At 48.1% G+C, this 18,409-nt stretch carries 17 protein-coding genes; 8 read left to right on the forward strand and 9 right to left on the reverse strand.

Annotated elements, in window-relative coordinates; all coding sequences use genetic code 11:
• Positions 1-177 precede the first annotated feature (177 nt).
• Complete coding sequence (locus AC5I6P_RS27840; protein WP_495697033.1) at positions 178-1,248, forward strand: NF038130 family PEP-CTERM protein; 1,071 nt, start codon at positions 178-180, stop codon at positions 1,246-1,248.
• Between the two features lie 608 nt (positions 1,249-1,856).
• Here AC5I6P_RS27840 and AC5I6P_RS27845 read toward each other — a convergent pair.
• Complete coding sequence (locus AC5I6P_RS27845) at positions 1,857-2,252, reverse strand: response regulator (RefSeq protein ID WP_495697034.1); 396 nt, start codon at positions 2,250-2,252, stop codon at positions 1,857-1,859.
• A 325-nt stretch (positions 2,253-2,577) separates the two neighbouring features.
• Between AC5I6P_RS27845 and AC5I6P_RS27850 the strand changes: the two genes are divergently transcribed.
• Entirely contained in the window at positions 2,578-3,441 is an 864-nt protein-coding gene (locus tag AC5I6P_RS27850) for an alpha/beta fold hydrolase (RefSeq protein WP_495697035.1), read from the forward strand.
• Between the two features lie 79 nt (positions 3,442-3,520).
• On the opposite strand, the gene AC5I6P_RS27855 is transcribed toward AC5I6P_RS27850, so the two are convergent.
• The gene (locus AC5I6P_RS27855; protein ID WP_495697036.1) at positions 3,521-5,374 is read right to left on the reverse strand and encodes an iron uptake porin; all 1,854 of its coding nucleotides are present in this window, start codon (positions 5,372-5,374) and stop codon (positions 3,521-3,523) included.
• A 309-nt stretch (positions 5,375-5,683) separates the two neighbouring features.
• Between AC5I6P_RS27855 and glgA the strand changes: the two genes are divergently transcribed.
• Positions 5,684-7,159, forward strand: coding sequence for a glycogen synthase GlgA (gene glgA, locus AC5I6P_RS27860; RefSeq protein ID WP_495697037.1), 1,476 nt, complete (start codon positions 5,684-5,686; stop codon positions 7,157-7,159).
• A gap of 216 nt (positions 7,160-7,375) precedes the next feature.
• Here the strand turns inward: glgA and AC5I6P_RS27865 are convergent, their stop codons facing one another.
• Together AC5I6P_RS27865 and AC5I6P_RS27870 are read right to left on the reverse strand one after the other, a co-directional pair.
• Positions 7,376-8,395, reverse strand: a complete 1,020-nt coding sequence (locus AC5I6P_RS27865) for a long-chain acyl-[acyl-carrier-protein] reductase (protein ID WP_495697038.1) — start codon at positions 8,393-8,395, stop codon at positions 7,376-7,378.
• A 188-nt stretch (positions 8,396-8,583) separates the two neighbouring features.
• Positions 8,584-9,279 carry an aldehyde oxygenase (deformylating) gene (locus AC5I6P_RS27870; RefSeq protein ID WP_495697039.1) on the reverse strand — a complete coding sequence of 232 codons (696 nt, stop codon included), beginning with the start codon at positions 9,277-9,279 and terminating at the stop codon, positions 8,584-8,586.
• A 306-nt stretch (positions 9,280-9,585) separates the two neighbouring features.
• Between AC5I6P_RS27870 and AC5I6P_RS27875 the strand changes: the two genes are divergently transcribed.
• Both AC5I6P_RS27875 and AC5I6P_RS27880 read left to right on the forward strand, forming a co-directional pair.
• Positions 9,586-10,371, forward strand: a complete 786-nt coding sequence (locus AC5I6P_RS27875) for a carbohydrate ABC transporter permease (RefSeq protein ID WP_495697040.1) — start codon at positions 9,586-9,588, stop codon at positions 10,369-10,371.
• Between the two features lie 112 nt (positions 10,372-10,483).
• Entirely contained in the window at positions 10,484-10,825 is a 342-nt protein-coding gene (locus AC5I6P_RS27880; protein WP_495697041.1) for a transporter suffix domain-containing protein, read from the forward strand.
• A gap of 7 nt (positions 10,826-10,832) precedes the next feature.
• Here the strand turns inward: AC5I6P_RS27880 and AC5I6P_RS27885 are convergent, their stop codons facing one another.
• Both AC5I6P_RS27885 and AC5I6P_RS27890 read right to left on the reverse strand, forming a co-directional pair.
• Complete coding sequence (locus AC5I6P_RS27885) at positions 10,833-11,903, reverse strand: hypothetical protein (protein ID WP_495697042.1); 1,071 nt, start codon at positions 11,901-11,903, stop codon at positions 10,833-10,835.
• A gap of 54 nt (positions 11,904-11,957) precedes the next feature.
• Positions 11,958-12,434 (reverse strand): DUF4112 domain-containing protein, encoded by a 477-nt coding sequence (locus tag AC5I6P_RS27890; RefSeq protein ID WP_495697043.1) that lies wholly within the window; start codon positions 12,432-12,434, stop codon positions 11,958-11,960.
• Between the two features lie 134 nt (positions 12,435-12,568).
• Between AC5I6P_RS27890 and AC5I6P_RS27895 the strand changes: the two genes are divergently transcribed.
• Complete coding sequence (locus tag AC5I6P_RS27895; RefSeq protein WP_495697044.1) at positions 12,569-13,369, forward strand: ChaB family protein; 801 nt, start codon at positions 12,569-12,571, stop codon at positions 13,367-13,369.
• Positions 13,370-13,410: 41 nt separating this feature from the next.
• On the opposite strand, the gene AC5I6P_RS27900 is transcribed toward AC5I6P_RS27895, so the two are convergent.
• From AC5I6P_RS27900 to AC5I6P_RS27910, 3 genes are all read right to left on the reverse strand, one after another.
• Entirely contained in the window at positions 13,411-14,232 is an 822-nt protein-coding gene (locus AC5I6P_RS27900) for a CPBP family intramembrane glutamic endopeptidase (RefSeq protein ID WP_495697045.1), read from the reverse strand.
• Between the two features lie 15 nt (positions 14,233-14,247).
• Positions 14,248-14,535, reverse strand: coding sequence for an ATP-dependent Clp protease adapter ClpS (gene clpS, locus AC5I6P_RS27905; RefSeq protein ID WP_495697046.1), 288 nt, complete (start codon positions 14,533-14,535; stop codon positions 14,248-14,250).
• Positions 14,536-14,830: 295 nt separating this feature from the next.
• The gene (locus tag AC5I6P_RS27910) at positions 14,831-15,106 is read right to left on the reverse strand and encodes a winged helix-turn-helix transcriptional regulator (RefSeq protein ID WP_495697047.1); all 276 of its coding nucleotides are present in this window, start codon (positions 15,104-15,106) and stop codon (positions 14,831-14,833) included.
• Positions 15,107-15,197: 91 nt separating this feature from the next.
• Here AC5I6P_RS27910 and AC5I6P_RS27915 point away from each other — a divergent pair, with 91 nt between their 5' ends.
• Both AC5I6P_RS27915 and ftsH4 read left to right on the forward strand, forming a co-directional pair.
• Entirely contained in the window at positions 15,198-15,656 is a 459-nt protein-coding gene (locus AC5I6P_RS27915; protein ID WP_495697048.1) for a cupin domain-containing protein, read from the forward strand.
• Between the two features lie 565 nt (positions 15,657-16,221).
• Positions 16,222-18,117 (forward strand): ATP-dependent zinc metalloprotease FtsH4, encoded by a 1,896-nt coding sequence (ftsH4, locus tag AC5I6P_RS27920; protein ID WP_495697049.1) that lies wholly within the window; start codon positions 16,222-16,224, stop codon positions 18,115-18,117.
• Positions 18,118-18,409 lie beyond the last annotated feature (292 nt).

Consider the following 18,409-nt stretch of genomic DNA (forward strand, 5'->3'; position numbering starts at 1 on the left):
CTCAACGCCTCAAGAGCCGCAGGGAAATCCTGAATTTTTTCATGCAGTTCTAAAGTCTGCCCTATAGATTTATATGGCATTGCTTAGGAAAAGTTAGGTGTTGTAGTCCCCACATCACGACCGGCGAGTTTGAGCTAGAAATATCCAATCTTTATTCAGTTTGGGAGACGCACTACTATGAAAAACCTGAAGCGACTATTCGTCGGAGCCTCGGTTGCGATCGTTCTAGAAGCAAGTGCTACTACGTTAGCTTCTGCGGCGACGCTTGGACCTCAAGAGATTGTATTTGATACAGCCAATATCAACACTTGGCTGTACAAAGATCCCACAAATCCTACCTATGAAGTCGTGCAAGGAGTCTCACGTAAGTCATTAAATGACTTCAACAATCAGGGAAATGTTGCAAAGGCAATTCAAGCGCTGACGGATGAAAATCGAGAGACCAATGTTGAACTGTGGACTAGCGCAGAGACCATCACAGCGAATGTAGGCTTTTCTGCCAAACTCGGTAAAAATACGGTTCGGGTTGAAAGTGTGACGCTAGCAGATTGGTCAAACAACAATGGTCAACTCGCTAAAAGCTGGCTCAACGGCTTTTTGACTGCTTACGATTCGGTTCTGCTGCCTGAATGGAAGAGCTTAATTCCTAGCAAGTATGACGAGATGCTAACCGCCCTAACCACAAAAGGGCTTTATAGCTCTGGCGACCCGAATATTGGCAGTTTGTCTTTTGACACGGACACGAACGAGTTGAAGGCGGATTTGGTAGGACACCTAGATCGAGCTGGCTTATACATCGACACGAGACCAACCGTTACTGATACTCGCCGCAACATAAATGGTAAACCAAATCCAAATTATGGCAAACCAATGTCCAATCCAACCTACCTAAAGCCTAAGTACGATGCTCGTTATGCAACAGGCAGTAAGGTGCTGGATGATGTAATCGCTGCGATCGCGGCTGTGTCAGTTCAGCAAGGAAAGTATTTCCAAATGAGCGAAATTGCCAAGATCACCTTTAACGACCAGCTAGACTACGCCTTTGCCTTTGCTGCTACGGATTCGGGTGCAATCGCGGGCGATCGCAATAAGACCACTGACTCTACCTCTCATACAGGGATCTACACTTGGACAAAGAAATTTCAGTCTCCTCCAACCTCTGTACCAGAACCTGGCACGATTTTTGGCACCTTGGCGGTAGCGGGGCTTGCATATCGGATTAGGCGTAAAGGGGTTGTATCTAAATAGCAGACGGATAGCACCTTAGAGTAAAACCAAGTAAAACGCTCGATCACCTCAAGATTGAGCGTTTTTAACATAGAAGACGAAGAGCCTGTGACTTGATCATGTCAGATGATTCTACTTTCGAGTTAATTTGACAACACTGTTGCGATGCAGGGGCAAGACGTCGCGCTGCTAGGACTGCTAGACACAATAGCCCCGCTTGACTATACCAAACCATTGTCCTCCTCATTGCGGCTCATGGCTTATTAGGCTCGTTTCTTGCAAGTCAAACCCGCTGTCGCGATCGCCAAAATCAAGCATCAACTCGACGTTCGCATCTCAAATATCCTGCACTTGAAGCGGCTTGGCGCTGGCTTTATCAAACCCTTGATCGTCCTTTTCCCAATGCAATGCAGGAGACGCGTTACATGCAGCAAAGTGAGCAATCTGTAAATCAATACACACCACACCTGTATCCGGGTTGGATCACAGGGTTTCAGGCAAGTGTCAAGATGCAGTTCACAGCTAAAGGGAAATGCCTTGAGCAATCAAAGCATTAATGTCAAACATTGACGAGAGCGATCGCGGAGTAACCAGTTTCGCTGACTGACGAAATTTAAGACTGATGAACTCTACGGCGTCGGAAAGCAGACTCGAATGCGGCGCAACAAATCATCGTTATCAATGGGTTTACAGAGAAAATCATCTGCGCCTAATTTCCAGCCTGGTTCTATCATCGATTCGTCATACGCCGTAATTAGCACAACAGGAATTGACGAGAGGCGACGATTGCCCCGGATGCGCCGCACCACCTCAAACCCATTCATCTCTGGCATCATGACATCTAACAGAACTAAGTCAGGTGGCTCAGCCTTCATGTGTTGCAACGCCGCTTGACCACTATCTGCTACATCCACGTCATACCCTTCGGCTTCCAAAAGAGCTTGCAGCAAGAAATAGTTATCTGGATTATCATCAACGACCAGAATGCGATGGGTCTCAGAAGTTGGGTTTAACGCTTCAGGCATAGACGTAAACTGGGCTGAGTGGTTCGTATAGCCTTGCATTTTAGAATGTAACCTTTCAAGTACACATCGCTCCTGTGGAATAGGTAGAGCTTGATGCCGATCGTCCAATCACAGATCTACAACCCTACTGACGCCTGCGGCAGCGCTTTGTCGTAAAGAGGAATGAAGCTCATCCCTCATTCCTTTCCAAACCCAATTAGTCCGAATTTGACAGATTACACATTGAACAGGCTACTAGCTCACTTATTCCTCAAATCCCTTTTAAGAAGGACGACATAAAATGGCTACTTCAGTAGGGTTGGATTACTTTTTATCCTAGCCCCCTATGTTTAGTACTCACGATCGGCTTGTTAAGAAACAAGTCAGTATTGGAAATGCGGCTGGCTCTGACAAATTGCAAATGGGTTCGCCAAGCGAAGTCCACACGATTGCCTACCTAGAAGCGGGCACAGATCATGATGCAACGCCAATTGTGTTCTTGCATGGCTGGGCGATCGCGGCTAAGCCCTATCGAGAGATTCTGGATTTGCTGTCGCAGCGCCATCGGGTAATCATGCCTGACTTGCCTGGATTTGGCGACTCGCGCGACTGCGGACTGGTAGAGAGCTACGATCGCTATGCTGACTATTTACTTGCCTTTCTAGCTGCATTAGACTTAGATAGGGTGCATCTAATTGGGCACTCAATTGGCGGGGGGATTGGCATCACAATGGCAACATCAGCACCTGATAAGATTGTCAGCCTAATTTTACTTGATAGTACCGGAACGCCTAAAGTTCCGCTGCTCGAAGTTCCGGTGCGGCGTGCGATCGAGATGACCTTACAGATTTCGCCAGCCAAACTTTACCTACAACTTCTAGAGATTCCTCAAGTATTTATACCAAATCTCGCATTCAATCTTCCAAACGTTCTCACAGCATTGTGGCTCTCGTTAGAAAAAGATCTCCAAGCCCTATTGCCTCACATTCAATCGCCCTGCTTGCTCCTATGGTCTGCTAAAGATCTTACCACTCCCCTTGCAGCGGCTGAGACAATGCAGCAAGCCATTCCAAATTCTCGTTTGGTCGTAGTCGAAGAGGGATTTCACGAATGGGGACTGTGGTATCCAGAAAAGTTTAGTGCGATCGTGTCTCGCTTCCTTGAAGATGTGAGTTCTAATCAAGCACCCCGCACTTCCCTTACCGCTTAAAGCGCAATCAGCCAGAGATAAAGCCTTGCCAGAACAACGTCTGACAAGGCTTCTGATGAGCTCAACCAGGCAATCTAGATTAGAACGAGAATGTTGTTCTAAGAGCGCCAACGAACTGAGTAGCATTGCTGCTGTTATGTTCAGGATTAAAGATCACAATTACACCCGGTGTGATCGCAATGTTGTCGGTCAGACGATACCGATATAACGCTTCCACATGAATCGCAGTGTCATTATCTTCACGGTTAGCAATATCGTTCTTGACCACCTTAGAAGGAACGCCAACAATGATACCGCCTAGGTTACCCTCCTTACCCAAGTCAGGGAACGCTAAGAATACAGCCCCATTAAGGGATTCTGCCTCATTATCTCCATCCTCCTGATCGATAAACGAGTATCCAAACCAGCCGCCAATGATAAATTTAGGGCTGAGACGCAACTGCACCTCACCAGCAAAAGTATCTGACGAAGTGGGTCTACCAAGAGTTGCGCTGGAACCAAAGGGATTTGCTGCAAATGAACTACCTGTGCTTGCTGTGAGGTTGACCTCACCACCAGGATAGTAGGAGTGAGCATAGGTCAGCGCCAGATCGGTCGATTTGCTTGGTTTGATAACAACCTGTCCTAAAGCGGTATAAGCACCGTTGAAGAGACCGTTCTTTGCACTTGGGTCGTTGCTGTTCGTGTCAGAAACGTAACCTCCCTGTAGGGCGAGGAAATCATTGAACTTGTATTCAAAAGAGCCGCCCGCGCCAGCTGCCCCACTTCGGTAGATGTTGTTAAACCGTCCAAAACGAGAGAGCGCGCCGGTACCGCTGCTTGTAAATGGGCTAAGAGTGCTGACTAATCCGTTATAGAACTCACTCCCGACCGCATCGACCTGGAATCTAAATTTGTCACCGACGGGGAAACGGTAGAACAGCTTAGCAACACCGAGAGCGTTTGACTCATTGCCGTCATGCCCTAAGCGAGTCATGTTGGTTCCCGTGAAGGCACCAGAAAACGGAGTGATGTTGCGTGCTTGCAGACGAATTCTTAACTGATCCTTACCCGTAAAGCTACTGTCTAAGTTAAGGCGGGCCCGGGCAGCAAAGATAGTCTCAGTATTATCGTCCCTTAATCTGCCTTCGTTTGCAGCATTCACACCACCCAGAAAGCCATCGCTACCGTTACGGGTGGCACGATCGCCGAAGGTATCAGCAATCGTAAAGACAGCCTCACCGACGAGTTTGGTAGTGGTGGAAAACTGCTGTTTTTCTAACGTTGTCGTTCGCGCTTCCAAGGCATCGACCTGACCCCGCAGCGTGGCTATTTCAGCCGCAAATTCTTCTTGCAGCTTTTGTAATGTTGCTAGATCTTCTCGTTTGACTAAATCTGCGGTAGACGCCGCGATCAGTTCATTCACCCGATCTAAACAGGCATTGAGACCCGCCGCAAACTCATAACGAGTCAGAGCGCGGTTGCCTCGATAGGTTCTGTCAGGATAGCCAGCAATACATCCGTAGCGCTCGACTAGCGATTGCAAGGCTTGAAACGCCCAGTCTGTAGGTCTGACATCTGAAAGTTGAGAAACCGAAGTAACTTGATCAGCCGCATCGCTGCCTTCTGCATTGTCAGTATTCACTGGAACGATCGAGGCAGGTGGGGTCTGCTCAATATTTTGAGCAATTCTTTGGGCTTCAACTCTTTGGACTTCGCTTTGGGAGTTCCTTTGAAGCTTAGCGGAGCTAGTCGTAGAAGTTACATCAGCCGTCGTCTCTAGTTTGAGCGACTTCATCCCCGAATTAACCATAGTTAGGTCGGCGCGAGACGTTTCAGAAGTCTCAGTTGCTTTTGCAGGAGTTACTGCAAGCATTACAGCAGTAATCGCCAACGTTGCACTCAGCAGGGATGGAACACCAACGATCGATGTTCGTGCCGTAATTGCTCTCATTCCTTTGTCCTCACACCAAATATAAAAAGCAATCTACCACGCCATCCAGTTCTCTTAGATGTTTTCTAGATCACACGCTCTTGCTCTTTCTAAACGGGATTTACTGCACTTGCCTACGACTCGACCACGTTTAAAGATAATCCATTGAATACCTTGCAACGTTACTCGAAGGTGTCCCTCATCTCTTCTCTAAAAAGGTTGTGCTTAACTGAGGACTTCCACATTCCGCCTATCTCGACTTGCAAAACGTATACCTTCCGTATTGAATGGAAGACGCAGAAGATAAACTTTTATGAAGCGGGGGTAAAAATGTATATCGTACAAGTCGCGTCAGAATGTGCGCCCGTCATTAAAGCCGGAGGATTGGGCGATGTTGTCTACGGGCTAAGCCGCGAACTCGAAGCGCAAGGGCATTGCGTCGAAGTCGTCTTGCCCAAATATGACTGCATGAGATACGACCATATTTGGGGTCTACACAGTGCCTACGACAACCTATTTGTGCCCTGGTTTGGCGGCAAGGTTCACTGCTCGGTTTATTGCGGGTGGGTACATGGGCAGATTTGCTTTTTCATTGAGCCACACTCACAGGACATGTACTTCGATCGCGGCTGCTATTACGGCTGTAACGATGACAATCTGCGATTTGCCTTTTTTAGCAGAGCCGCGCTGGAATTTTTACAGCAAAGCAACAAGCGCCCTGATGTGATTCACTGCCACGATTGGCAAACGGGCTTAGTGCCGGTGATGCTCTACGAAATCTACAAACATCACGGAATGCCGAACCAGCGGGTGTGCTACACGATTCACAACTTCAAGCACCAAGGCACAGCCGGAACCGAAGTTTTAACGGCAACGAATTTGAATCGTCCAGAGTACTACTTTAGCCAAGATAAACTAGGCGATAACTTCAATCCGTTCGCCATCAATATGATGAAGGGCGGCATTGTTTACTCTAACTATGTCAACACCGTCTCGCCTCATCACGCTTGGGAAGCGCGATATACAGGAATCAGCTACGGCTTGGGTCACACGCTCGCGCTCTATCAAGACAAATTTGGGGGCATTCTCAATGGATTAGACTACACGTTCTGGAATCCAGAGAGCGATCGCTATATTCCTCATCCGTACAGTAAAGAAACCTTCGAGCAAAAACGATATAACACCAAAGCGTTAAGAGAGCGACTGCTGTTACGCGATGAGGAGAAGCCAATTGTCTGCTATGTCGGGCGTTTAGATGACCAAAAAGGCGTCCATCTGGTTCATCACGCGATGTATTATTCGCTGCAACGAGGCGCGCAGTTTGTATTACTTGGATCGGCAACAGAATCGAAGATTAATGATTGGTTTCAACACGAAAAGAATTTTCTCAACAATAATCCAGATTGCCATATTGAACTTGGCTTTAACGAAGAGTTATCGCATCTGATTTATGCCGGATCAGACATCATTGTTGTTCCTAGCAACTACGAACCGTGCGGTTTGACGCAAGTAATTAGTTTGAAATACGGAACAGTGCCAGTCGTGCGCGGAGTCGGCGGATTGGTTAACACTGTTTTCGATCGCGATTACGACCAGAAGCATCCTCCCGAAAAGCGCAACGGCTACATGTTCTACGAAACCGATAATAACGCTCTAGAATCTGCATTAGGACGCGCGTTTGATCTTTGGGGCAGAGATCGCAGCGAATTTGAAAACCTTGCACTTCAAGGTATGGAGTATGACTACTCTTGGCATGATCCCGCCAAAGACTACACGGCAGTATATGACCATATCCGGCATCGGTAACGTGATTCTGATGCTTGAAAGCAGACGTAGAGAAAAGATCAATAAATTAAAGCTGAAGGCTTCTCTAGGACAGCCTTCAGCTTAAGTCAAAAAACACCAGCGCTCTATTAAGGTTAGCGAGTGAATTACACAATAAGGCTCAGTTCAAACGGTCAGTCTAACTTCGCTATTGGAGCCTGTTAGACACAATTTTCTGGAGCCTGGTAAAGGTGATCGCTAAATTAACAGTGGACGGAATCCATGTTTGACTGATGCTTGACCGATTTGATCCATTTTCTCAACAGTAATTCGGTTGCGCCCCCACGAAAAATTGGTGTACAACTTCTCAAATTCGAGCAGCATCGATTCTGCAAAGCAGGCAAATAGCTGACGAGCGGGAACGTCCATATTGACGATGCTCATGATTCGCCAATCAATATCTAATGAATGTTCAACAATGCCACCATTGAGAACATGCACGCCGGGATGCTGAACCTTTGTTCCTAAATTTTTGGGATAGCCACCATCGATCAGCAAGCAAGGCTGTTTCAGAACGGTCGGGTCAATTTCGACGCCTTTTGGCATACTTGCGACCCATACAATAATGTCAGCTTGCGGCAGCGCTTCTTCCAAGCCCATAATTTTGCCGCGACCGAGTTCGGCTTGCAACGCTTGCAGGCGTTCTTGATCGCGGGCAATTAGCAGGAGCTCAGCGGCATCGGTACGAGCGTCTAGCCAGCGACAGATGGCGCTACCGATATCTCCCGTCGCGCCGCAAACTGCGATCGTCGCCGTTGAAAGATCGATACCCACTTGCTTGGACGCTTGCTCAACCTGCCGACAAAGAATATAAGCCGTATGCGTATTGCCAGTTGTGAAGCGCTCAAACTCAAGCTTGACGTTGCGGACTTGCTGAATTTGCTGCAAATTAAAATTCTCGAAAATAATTGACGAGAAGCCGCCTAACGCCGTGATGTTAATGCCATGCTTTTGAGCATGTGCCATCGCATTAATTATTTTCCGGGTCGCCGCTTTAATACGACGGCTTGCCAGCATTTCTGGCAAAAAGCAAGATTCAACGTATTGCCCTTCGATCTTTTGCCCCGTGGCACTCGTAACCTTGATCGTGTCCACGATCTGAGGGGGGGCGCTGCACCAAAAATCTAACCCCTGATCAGCATATTCTGGATAACCCAGTTCTCGTGCGACAGATTGAGCGTGTTCTAAACTTGTAAGATGACCAATTAAACCAAACATCGATGAATTTGGGCCTGAGATCCAGGTGTTGAAAGAGTTAAACCAAATTATAGAGATCAGGGGAACTCGTCATCCGTAATACCTCATCGGCAGCACGAATGACGAGCAGATTTTTCATGCTAGAAGAAAACCAGGCAAGAAAAAGTCGGCTACGAGCAATCTCTTCTCCCATAGCCGATTGACGTTCACTAGGCAGCCGATAAACCGTAGGCTGACATCCGCATAATGTCGCGAGTGGTAAAGCCAATGTTGCTGAGCGCTTCACCGTACTGAATCATGAAGTCTTCTACCAAGGCTTCTCGTTCCATCGCGAGAACACTAGCGTCGGTTTCGACTTGATTGAGCATTGTCCAGACTAACGGCAGGTTTTGGCGGTTTGCCTCTTCTAGCTCGGCTTTAGACGCTTCAAAGTTTGCTTTGAGCCATTCCTCACCAAAGTTGAGGTGCAAATACTCGTCTTTAACAACACCTTCGGTGATTTTGCGAGCAAAGTCATCGGCAACCGGAATGTAGATGTTGTATGCGGCGATCGCAAAACATTCGATGATCAGCGACTGAATCAGCAAGCAGGTGACAATTTTACCTTCGGCGGCGGCAACTTGGAAGTTGTTGTGTAGTTTAGAGAAGAATTCTTGAGCAAACTCCATGTCTGGTGTTACCTTCAAGTTCTTCCCACAGGCTTCAAAGCCTTTCTTATGGCGATTTTCCATCTTTGCTAGACCTAACAAGTTATCGCGGTTGTCAGGCAGCAGTTCGGCTAATCGCTGGTAATTATCGTGAGCTTCGCGCTCGCCTTCGATGACGATCGCATTGATGCGGCTGTAAGCATCTTTGTAGGTTTCACTATGAAAATCTAGGTCTGGGGTCGCCTCAAGTTGGGGCATAGATTCGGTGTCTCCTGGTCACGAATGCATCGGCAGTCGCCGATTGAGTTTCAGGTTAGGGAAAAGCGGAGATCGGCTCAACTCCGATTAGCTCCTAACCTACACTTTACCTTCTCAAGCTAAGGATGAAGCCGAGAATGAGTAAATTCTGCCTATGTGCGTGTTTTAGCCCTCTAAAACACTGATTTTTGAAGTCTGAGTCGTCAAGCGTTAGTGTAACGTGTAGAAATGCTAATTTTCTAGCAAAGCTGTTTTCTCAATAGTATGAGCCGCGATCGATTCTTCTCCCTAATCAATTCAAGATCAGTGACGGCAATTGTGTGGTTTATGTTGCTGACACTGGGAGCAGGATTGGTGCTGCTGCCGTTGGGCGTTGTCTTCATAACGTCGTTGATGCCTGCTGGAGAGGGATCTGCTTCGTTGACCTTGGAAAATTATCGGGTCGCGTGGCAACGCGGCGGCTTTCTGTTGGCGTTTGCCAATTCGACGCTGGTTGCCCTAGCTGTGACGGGATTGCAGATCATCACGTCGGCGTTGGCGGGGTATGCGCTGGCACGGCTGAAGTTTCGTGGCAAGCAAGCGTTATTGCTGGTTGTTTTAGCAACGTTGGTCATCCCATTTCAGATGTTAGTCATTCCGATTTTTCTAGTGCTGAAGTGGGGACATCTGATCAATACGTATGGGGCGCTGATTCTGCCGACAGCAGCGAATGGATTTGGAATTTTCTTGCTGCGCCAATTTTTTCAGACGATCCCAGTAGAGCTAGAAGAAGCGGCAATGTTAGACGGGGCAAATCGATGGCAGGTGTTGTGGCGAATTATGTTGCCATTGGCGCGTCCGGCATTGGTAACCTTGTTTCTCTTTACATTTATTGGCGAGTGGAATGATTTGTTTAAGCCGTTGGTATTTACGACTCGCCCAGAGTTGCGAACGGTGCAGTTAGCGTTAGCCAGTTTTCAGGAGCAGTTTACAAACAGCTGGACGTTGATGATGGCGGCTGTAGTGATTGCGACAATTCCGGTGATTGTGCTGTTTCTAATCGGTCAACGTCAGTTGATTCGAGGCATTGCGACAACGGGAATTAAGAACTAATTTTCTCGTTCTAGGATTGCATTGATATTTCGGGCTGCATGAAGAACGCGGACAATCTCAATTTCATTGTCTTTGTAGACATAGAAATCAAATCGATTCTCAATATCTATCAATGCCTATCGATAAACGCTTTCATGTCTTCGGGCAGGGAGATCGGCAGGGATGTCATGGTACAAATCTCCGTACTTACACTTTCAATCAAGGTGACTCAATGCGAAAGGTCGGAATCGGGCTGCTGATCGTCTCGTTTGTGCCGTGGGGACTAGCGTTTGCCGTCCCATTTATGGAGATACCGCTTTCGCAAAAGGCCGCGATCGCAGCAATTCTTTTTATTGTGGCAGAGGTAATGTTTTGGATCGGAGTGCTGATTGTTGGCAAGGAAGTGGCAGATCGCTACCGACAGTGGCTTAATCCACGTTTTATATGGAGCAGAATTCGTCGGGGTAGACGATGAGATCGCGCTAGGATTCTTCCCACGTTCCCGTGTCCAAGGCCAAATCTGCCTCTAGTTTCAGGCGAATTGTGCGCGAGAACTTGTCGCCTCTCGGATCGCCAAAGAAAAATTCGATGTCTTCCCCCGATAACCGCTCTAGAGACTTCAGCATAGTGCGGAGGTTGGGTGTGCTGGCTCCCGTATCGACATAAAGCCGTTCAGACAGACTGTTAAGGCGTTTCCAAGTGGTGTAAAGCTTTGCGATCGCGCCTTCTAACTGCGCGGCTTGATTGACAATTTCTGCTGTTGTATTGAGACATCCGAGGCGCAACGCTTCTTCTAATGCCTGTTCGATATCCATATCATCCAGGGCTTGGACTTGGGCCGCAGATTCGAGGTAGCGAGAGAGCGATCGCGCTTCGCCCGTGGCTTGTTTAAGCGTGTCCAGGTCAGGACTGCTTGCCATCGCTTCACGAATCGAGTCTTGATGACTTGCTGGCAGTTTCTCTAAGTGGCGAACCAGAGGTGCCACGTAGCGCGTCGGAATCGTTTGATCGGTGACTTTGGCCCGAATTTCTTCGGGCAGCAGATCAGAGGTCATCGCCGTCCAATCGTCAGAGAGTTGGCGGACCTCTCGGCGGGTAATGCGATCGCCGCGTTTGGCAGCATCTCCCACCATTTGCTGCACTTCAGGCACCGATTGCGCGGTTTCGACAAACGCCCGTTTGCTAAATCGGTTGACATCTTGCGAATCGAGATAGCCGTTTTCAAGCAGCGTGTCGGCGCTGTTGGCGAGTTCAATTAGGTTGTAGGCGTTAGTTTTGCTAATTTCTCGATCTTGCAGCCAGTTGAGAAATCCGGTTCCGCGCCCGTCGCCGCGTTTCTTTTCGCGATCGCGCACAGCTCTCAAAATTTGTCCGCGCCAGATATCAGTTTGCAAGTCAAAGCGATCGCACACCTGCCAAGCCCGCTCGATCTGCTGCTGAAACTCAATCTCCGGGATCTTCTCATCGTCTGGATCAGGAAGCTGAAACTGGAGATCCAAATTCTGTTCGAGGTCAGACAGCATGAGCGGTTTGGCATTCGTCGGTTGAGCCATTAGATCGGGAGAGAAACAGCCGAATCATTATTACACTCTTGGGGAGTGTGCGGGTTATTTTGTCAAAGCATTCCAAATCAAAGCAATGACTAACCCAGTTAGAGCCGCAAGCCCGATCGCAATGACCAAAAATCCCAATAGCAACAGCACAACAAACGCTGGATTCGCCCGTTTATGGGACGTTGGAGCGTCTAAATGGGCTTCTAGAAGCGCTATATTTTTGCTATTGGCTTTCCACGTTGCATCAAAGAAATCTCCAGCGACGGGAAGTGATCCGAGTACCGCATCTAGAACCAAATTCGAGACCATTTGCCGGACTGTGGCGGGCGGCAGTCCCATTCGTGCGGCTTCCCACACGATATACACCGAGAGAACGGCTGTAATCATATCTCCGCCTCCTGGCAACAATCCTAAAATCGGGTCGATGCCGATGCGGTAGCGGGTGCCTGGAATGCCGATCGCATTGTCGAGGACGTGAGAAATCGATCGGAGTCTTGATAAGGAAGTCATTTTTTTCGTATCAGTTTTCATAATAGTTACCCAGAATTTTTGTCATTAGAATACACTGTGCTTCGATCTCAAATTAGATTCTTCCCTCAGAACGACGGTCTTGAAAGGGATAAATTGCTATGGTCGCTACAGAATTTAATTAGGAGAAGTCTGCCATGACGATCGCTGACTCTAACACACCGCAACAGAGTGCGCCGCTTGGAACTCCTGAACGAACCATTTCAGCCATCTTCAAGAATCGTGAGCAAATTGATACCGTGGTTCGTCGCTTGCTCGATCACGGCGTTTCTCGGGATCATATTTCGGTGGTTGGCAAGAACTTTCATTCAGAAACGCGAATTTCTGGCTTTATTACCAAGCGAGATGTGATTCTGGGTGGATTGAAGCAGGGAGCCGCATTTGGTTCGTTTTTTGGTTCGATCTTAGGCTTGCTTACAGGGGTTGGCGTTTTGTTTGTGCCGTTTGTTGGAACTGTGGTGGCGGCAGGCCCTATTGGAGCGTTGCTGATTGGGGCGGCGAGCGGCGCGATCGCAGGATCGGCGGGAGCAGGTCTCGTATCCGCGTTTGTCGCGATTGGAATGCCAGAAGACAAAGCGACCATCTATCAAACTCGCGTCGAAGCGGGAGAATTTCTAACGATGGTGGAAGTACCCGACAGTAAGACAGGCGAAATTCAAACGCTGCTTCAAGAATCGGGTGGTGAAGAAATTTCAACGCTACAATCCGCCTTGCCGAGGCAGAAAGAAGGCGCGATCGAGGATGTCAGTCACCTGTCTCCCGAAGTGCGATCGCACTTATCAGAAGATGCGCAGCGCAAGTATTTAGAGCGTTATAATGCGGCGCTAACCGAGACGAATGATGAAACCCAAGCAGAACGGTTAGCTTGGGATGCCATTCATCAACAGTATGAAGAAGATGAATCTGGCGTTTGGTCAAAGCCCAAAATAGCCGTTTAGAAGGGTGACAACTCAGGGATTTTAATCCAGACTCCGCTTGTCTAATCCTGTGACAAGCGGAGTCTTTGCTGACGTTGCGCAATCGTCCGCATCCATAGGGCGATCGCACCCAGCGAAAAAATTCCCACAATTCCCGCCAACGGATTTCTTTCAACCCCCGTCACCCACTCAGGAACATGATTAGAATACTTCACCAACTGTCCTACATTGACGATGTAGTAGCCCCAGATCAGCCCGGCGTGCAGTCCGATCGAGAGCCCTAATCGTCCATCTGTCGCTCGCTTTGCCCAGACTAAGATCAGGCCGAGGACGAATAGCGCTGGGAACTGAACGAATCTGAGATGCAGTCCAGCGAAGATCAAGCTACTCAATAGCAGAGCCGTTCGAGCCGAATAGCCGCGCTGAAGTTCATCCAATAGCCAGCCGCGAAACAGCAGTTCTTCTGCCACGCCGTATGCGATCGCCACGATCGCGCCTTCTACAAAGATTTGGGCAAATGTGGGTTGAGGAGCCTGCCAGATTACCCATCCAAATAGACTTTGAACCACAAACATCAGCATTAAGCTAATTAACCCAATGCTCAATCCTTTCGCAAGATTACGAATCGTCCTGCGAGGTTGCCGAAATCCGTATCGCTTCAACAGATTGGGCTGCTGATAGACAAATCGCCCCCACAGTACAACCAAGAGAACAAACTCGGCGTACAGCAGAGGCATCGTCAAAATTGTGGCGAGGTTGTTATCGCTAACTAACCGGGTAATCGGTAGCGCGATCGGAACCCAAATCGTTAACAACGTCAGCACAAACAACCCAATTCTGATCGGAGTTGGATATTGGGCAATGCGAGTAAGATTGAGTTTCAAAATGTGGACAAAACGCTATTCGTCAGGCTCGATCGTACTATCTAAACCATGCATCTTGAGCGTTTCACTGTAGAATTCAGCGGGTTCTTGAGCGCAAGTAATCACCAAGGCAAGCCCATTTACATGAGCTTCCATCATGATATTTACAGCTTGGGGTTGAGTCAGACTAGGTACAGTCTGAATCAAAACTTGCACCACATGCTCCATAGAGTTAATGGCATCGTTATGGAGCAATACTCGATAGCGCGGTGCAGGTTTACGGACGGTCGATGTTGAGCGCTGTTCGATGGTTTCGACAGACACGATTTTCACCTCTGCGTAATCGATGGACAACAAATTGTGGAAGCTGCTCCCTCTAAGATCGTTCCTTTCCCTGCAATGGCAACCAATTTAGACTTTCCGCTAGTTTGGTTTACGAGGGAAAAACACCTTGAGTAAGCCTTTGTTATTCTAACTTAGCTTTTCCTGATAGAAGTCACGCATTGAGTGATTTCTTCCGCTTCAACCGGGATTCGTCTCCTTTGTTATACAGGCGTCTCCTGATCGGGCGGAAGGTGAGTGTCTGGCAGATTTGACAGTCCCCACTTCAAGATCGACTTCAGCACAGGACGTAGACTTTCTCCTGTTCGGTCAGCTGATAGTTCATCCGACGGGCATGAGTGCTGTAAGGCTGTTTGGCAACTAAACCCAATTGTTCTAACTTTTTAAGCCGATCAGTCAAAACATTGGTTGAAATTCCTTCGGGTGAGTCTAGAAACTCCTCAAATCGCTGTTTCTTGAAAAACAGCATGTCGCGGATAATCAGCAACGTCCAGCGATCGCCAATCAGATCTAATGTCCCTGCGATCGGGCAACTCGAACGACGCTCTTGCATACTTTAGAAGCTCTAAAATCAACGCTTACTTGCATTTTACAAGTTGCTCTGGTATTGTCACTTTTAACTTGCAATTTACAACTTACAGTTTATGAATAGCAGATCAGGCGAAAACTTTTCAGTCGTCAATGTTGGGTCGTTTTCTGAGCTAGACGAATTTACCTTCGAGGCAGCTAATTTGCCTCTCAAAGTTCAGGGCAAAGTGTTCTTAAAAGAGCTTCTTAGCCTCACTAGTGCAGAGATTTCCTTTAATTCAATCCCGCCCGGAAAATCCATTCCCTTCTATCACAAGCATCGTTTCAATGAAGAAATTTATATCTTTATTCATGGCGCGGGAGAGTTTCAGGTTGACGATGTGATGTTTCCGGTCACCGAAGGAACGGTTGTGAGAGTTGATTGTGAGGGAGAGCGGTGCTGGCGAAACACGTCAGATGCCGATTTGCATTGCATCACCATACAGGCACGGGCAGGATCGTTCCCAAATCACACGATTCAAGATGGGCTTACAGTTGAACGAGCGGTCAGTTGGGAAGAAAAGACGCGAATGTAGCATCGTTGGAGTTGAGTGGATTCTAAAATGTCGGTAACAGAGCGATCGCTGGCTGAACTGCCAAAATCCGGTTTATATCTCACTGGAGTCATCGGAAATCTTAGAGCGATCGCAACCAACAAAGTTCAGCTTTGAAGCTTCTTAACCCTATTAATTTTATAAGCATTACGACCTACAACTTAGGTATGGGACGGTAAACCGTCACCTGTGACTGAGGTAGAAGCATCAACTTTATTGTTAAGTTTATTAAAGAAAGCTTAGAAGCATTATCCATGATGAAGCATTCCAATCCGCCGTCCAACGCTTAGAGGAAGAACTAAACCTTCCTTAAACCACTCTCTTACTGAGGGCACTGGCGCTCAGTCACCTCACCTTCTATCGATCGCGATTTGAGGCTATGACTTTGTCACGCTAGGGCAGTTAGCTCACATCTGGGACTGACTGTAATAGCGTAACTATCTCTGCAAACCGAAGTACATTCCCTCAGAAGCAGGATGGATTTAGCCTGCACTTTGCGCTCATCTTAGAGGGTGAAACTACAACAACAAATCAGGATCGAGATAACATGCCGATTAAAGATAAACCAACGCCTTCCCGTCCTCGCTTGATTGCGAACCTGCTGCTAGGCGTCTCAGGACTTTTCCTACTCACTAATCTGTTTTTGCCAGGGTTGTTCGGGACGCAGAACACGAGCGTTCCATACAGTCTGTTCATTCATCAGGTGCAGGAAGGTGAAGTGAGCCAGGTGTCCGTAGGACAAAACCAAATTCGCTATCAGCTCAAAGGCGAAAACGGTACACCAGGTCCTGTTTATGTGACGACTCCTATTTTCGACTTAGGACTGCCTAACTTACTTGAAGAGAAAGGCGTTGAGTTTGCAGCTACCCCTCCACCGAAAAATGGCTGGTTTACAAGTCTCTTAGGCTGGGTAATTCCGCCGCTCATTTTTGTGGCAATTTGGCAGTTCTTTATAGCGCGTGGTGGTGGCCCAGGCCAACAAGGCGTACTCTCGATTGGAAAAAGTAAAGCGAAAGTGTACGTTGAGGGAGAATCTGACAAAGTGACCTTTACCGACGTGGCAGGGGTCGAAGAAGCCAAGACAGAATTGGTTGAAATTGTGGATTTCCTCAAAACGCCGGCTCGCTACCTTCAAATTGGCGCACGAATTCCGAAAGGGGTGTTGCTTGTAGGTCCGCCAGGAACGGGTAAAACACTATTGGCAAAGGCGGTCGCTGGAGAAGCGGGCGTTCCGTTCTTTAGTATTTCTGGCTCTGAGTTTGTGGAAATGTTTGTGGGCGTTGGCTCGTCGCGGGTGCGCGACCTGTTTGACCAAGCGAAGAAGCAGGCTCCATGTATTGTCTTTATTGACGAATTGGATGCGATCGGGAAGTCTCGCAGTTCCGGTGGGTTTTACGGTGGCAACGATGAGCGAGAGCAAACACTCAATCAACTGCTAACCGAGATGGATGGCTTTGCCGCAGGTGATGCCACCGTGATCGTCTTGGCTGCCACCAACCGCCCTGAATCGCTTGATCCCGCGTTGTTGCGTCCGGGTCGTTTTGACCGTCAAGTTTTAGTCGATCGCCCAGATTTGTCAGGTCGTGAAGAGATTCTGAACATTCATGCACAAAAAGTGAAATTGGGGCAGGACGTGAACTTAAGAGCGATCGCAACTCGTACCCCAGGATTTGCTGGAGCAGACTTGGCTAACTTAGTGAATGAAGCGGCACTGTTAGCGGCTCGAAACCAACGCCAGACGGTTGCCCAAGAAGACTTTGCCGAAGCGATCGAGCGAGTTGTGGCAGGACTTGAGAAAAAGAGTCGTGTGTTGAACGAAACCGAGAAAAAGATCGTTGCCTATCATGAGGTGGGTCATGCTCTAGTCGGTGCTTTGATTCCAGGCAGTGGTCGAGTTGAGAAGATTTCGATCGTGCCTCGCGGTATGGCAGCGTTAGGATACACGTTGCAACTGCCAACAGAAGATCGCTTCTTAATGAATGAAATGGAGTTGCGCGGTCAGATTGCTACGCTTCTAGGGGGACGCTCCGCAGAGGAAGTTATCTTTGGCAGTATTACGACCGGAGCCTCGAATGATTTGCAACGGGCAACCGATTTAGCAGAGCGCATGGTGACGACTTACGGCATGAGTAAAGTTCTAGGGCCGTTGGCATATCAACAAGGACAACAGGCAATGTTCTTGGGTGACAATTCACCCAATCCTCGGCGATCGCTGAGTGAAGATACTGCCAAGGCGATTGATGTCGAGGTCAAAGACATTGTGGAAACAGCTCACAAGCAAGCATTGGCAATTTTGGAAGCGAACCGAGAGCTACTAGAAACCATTACCGAACAGCTCCTTGAGACCGAAGTGATTGAGGGTGAGAAATTGCAGAGTTTGTTGAATCAGGTGAAATCGGCTGAATTGCCGTCGGCTGAACTGTCTCTGAGCAACTCACGTTAATTAGAGTTCAACGATTAGCGCCAACTCTCAATTCTTCAGGCATGAGTACGCTATGCATAAGTGCGATCGCGGTTAAATTGTGGCTCTGCGATCGCACCTACCAGTCCCACTTCAATCCATCCCACTCGCGATGTATGCAATACTCTATGCAATTGCGATCGGGTTGCTGCCCCTGTTTCTAGGTTTCCACTTGCTTTGGAAGTAAGTGGAAATTTTGGTTTAAAGCGGGCTAGAGCTCAGAGCTAATTCATTGTATGAGGAGGAAAAGAGCATCAATGGCATGCGCTACTCG

It is taken from the genome of Myxacorys sp., from assembly GCF_059501405.1.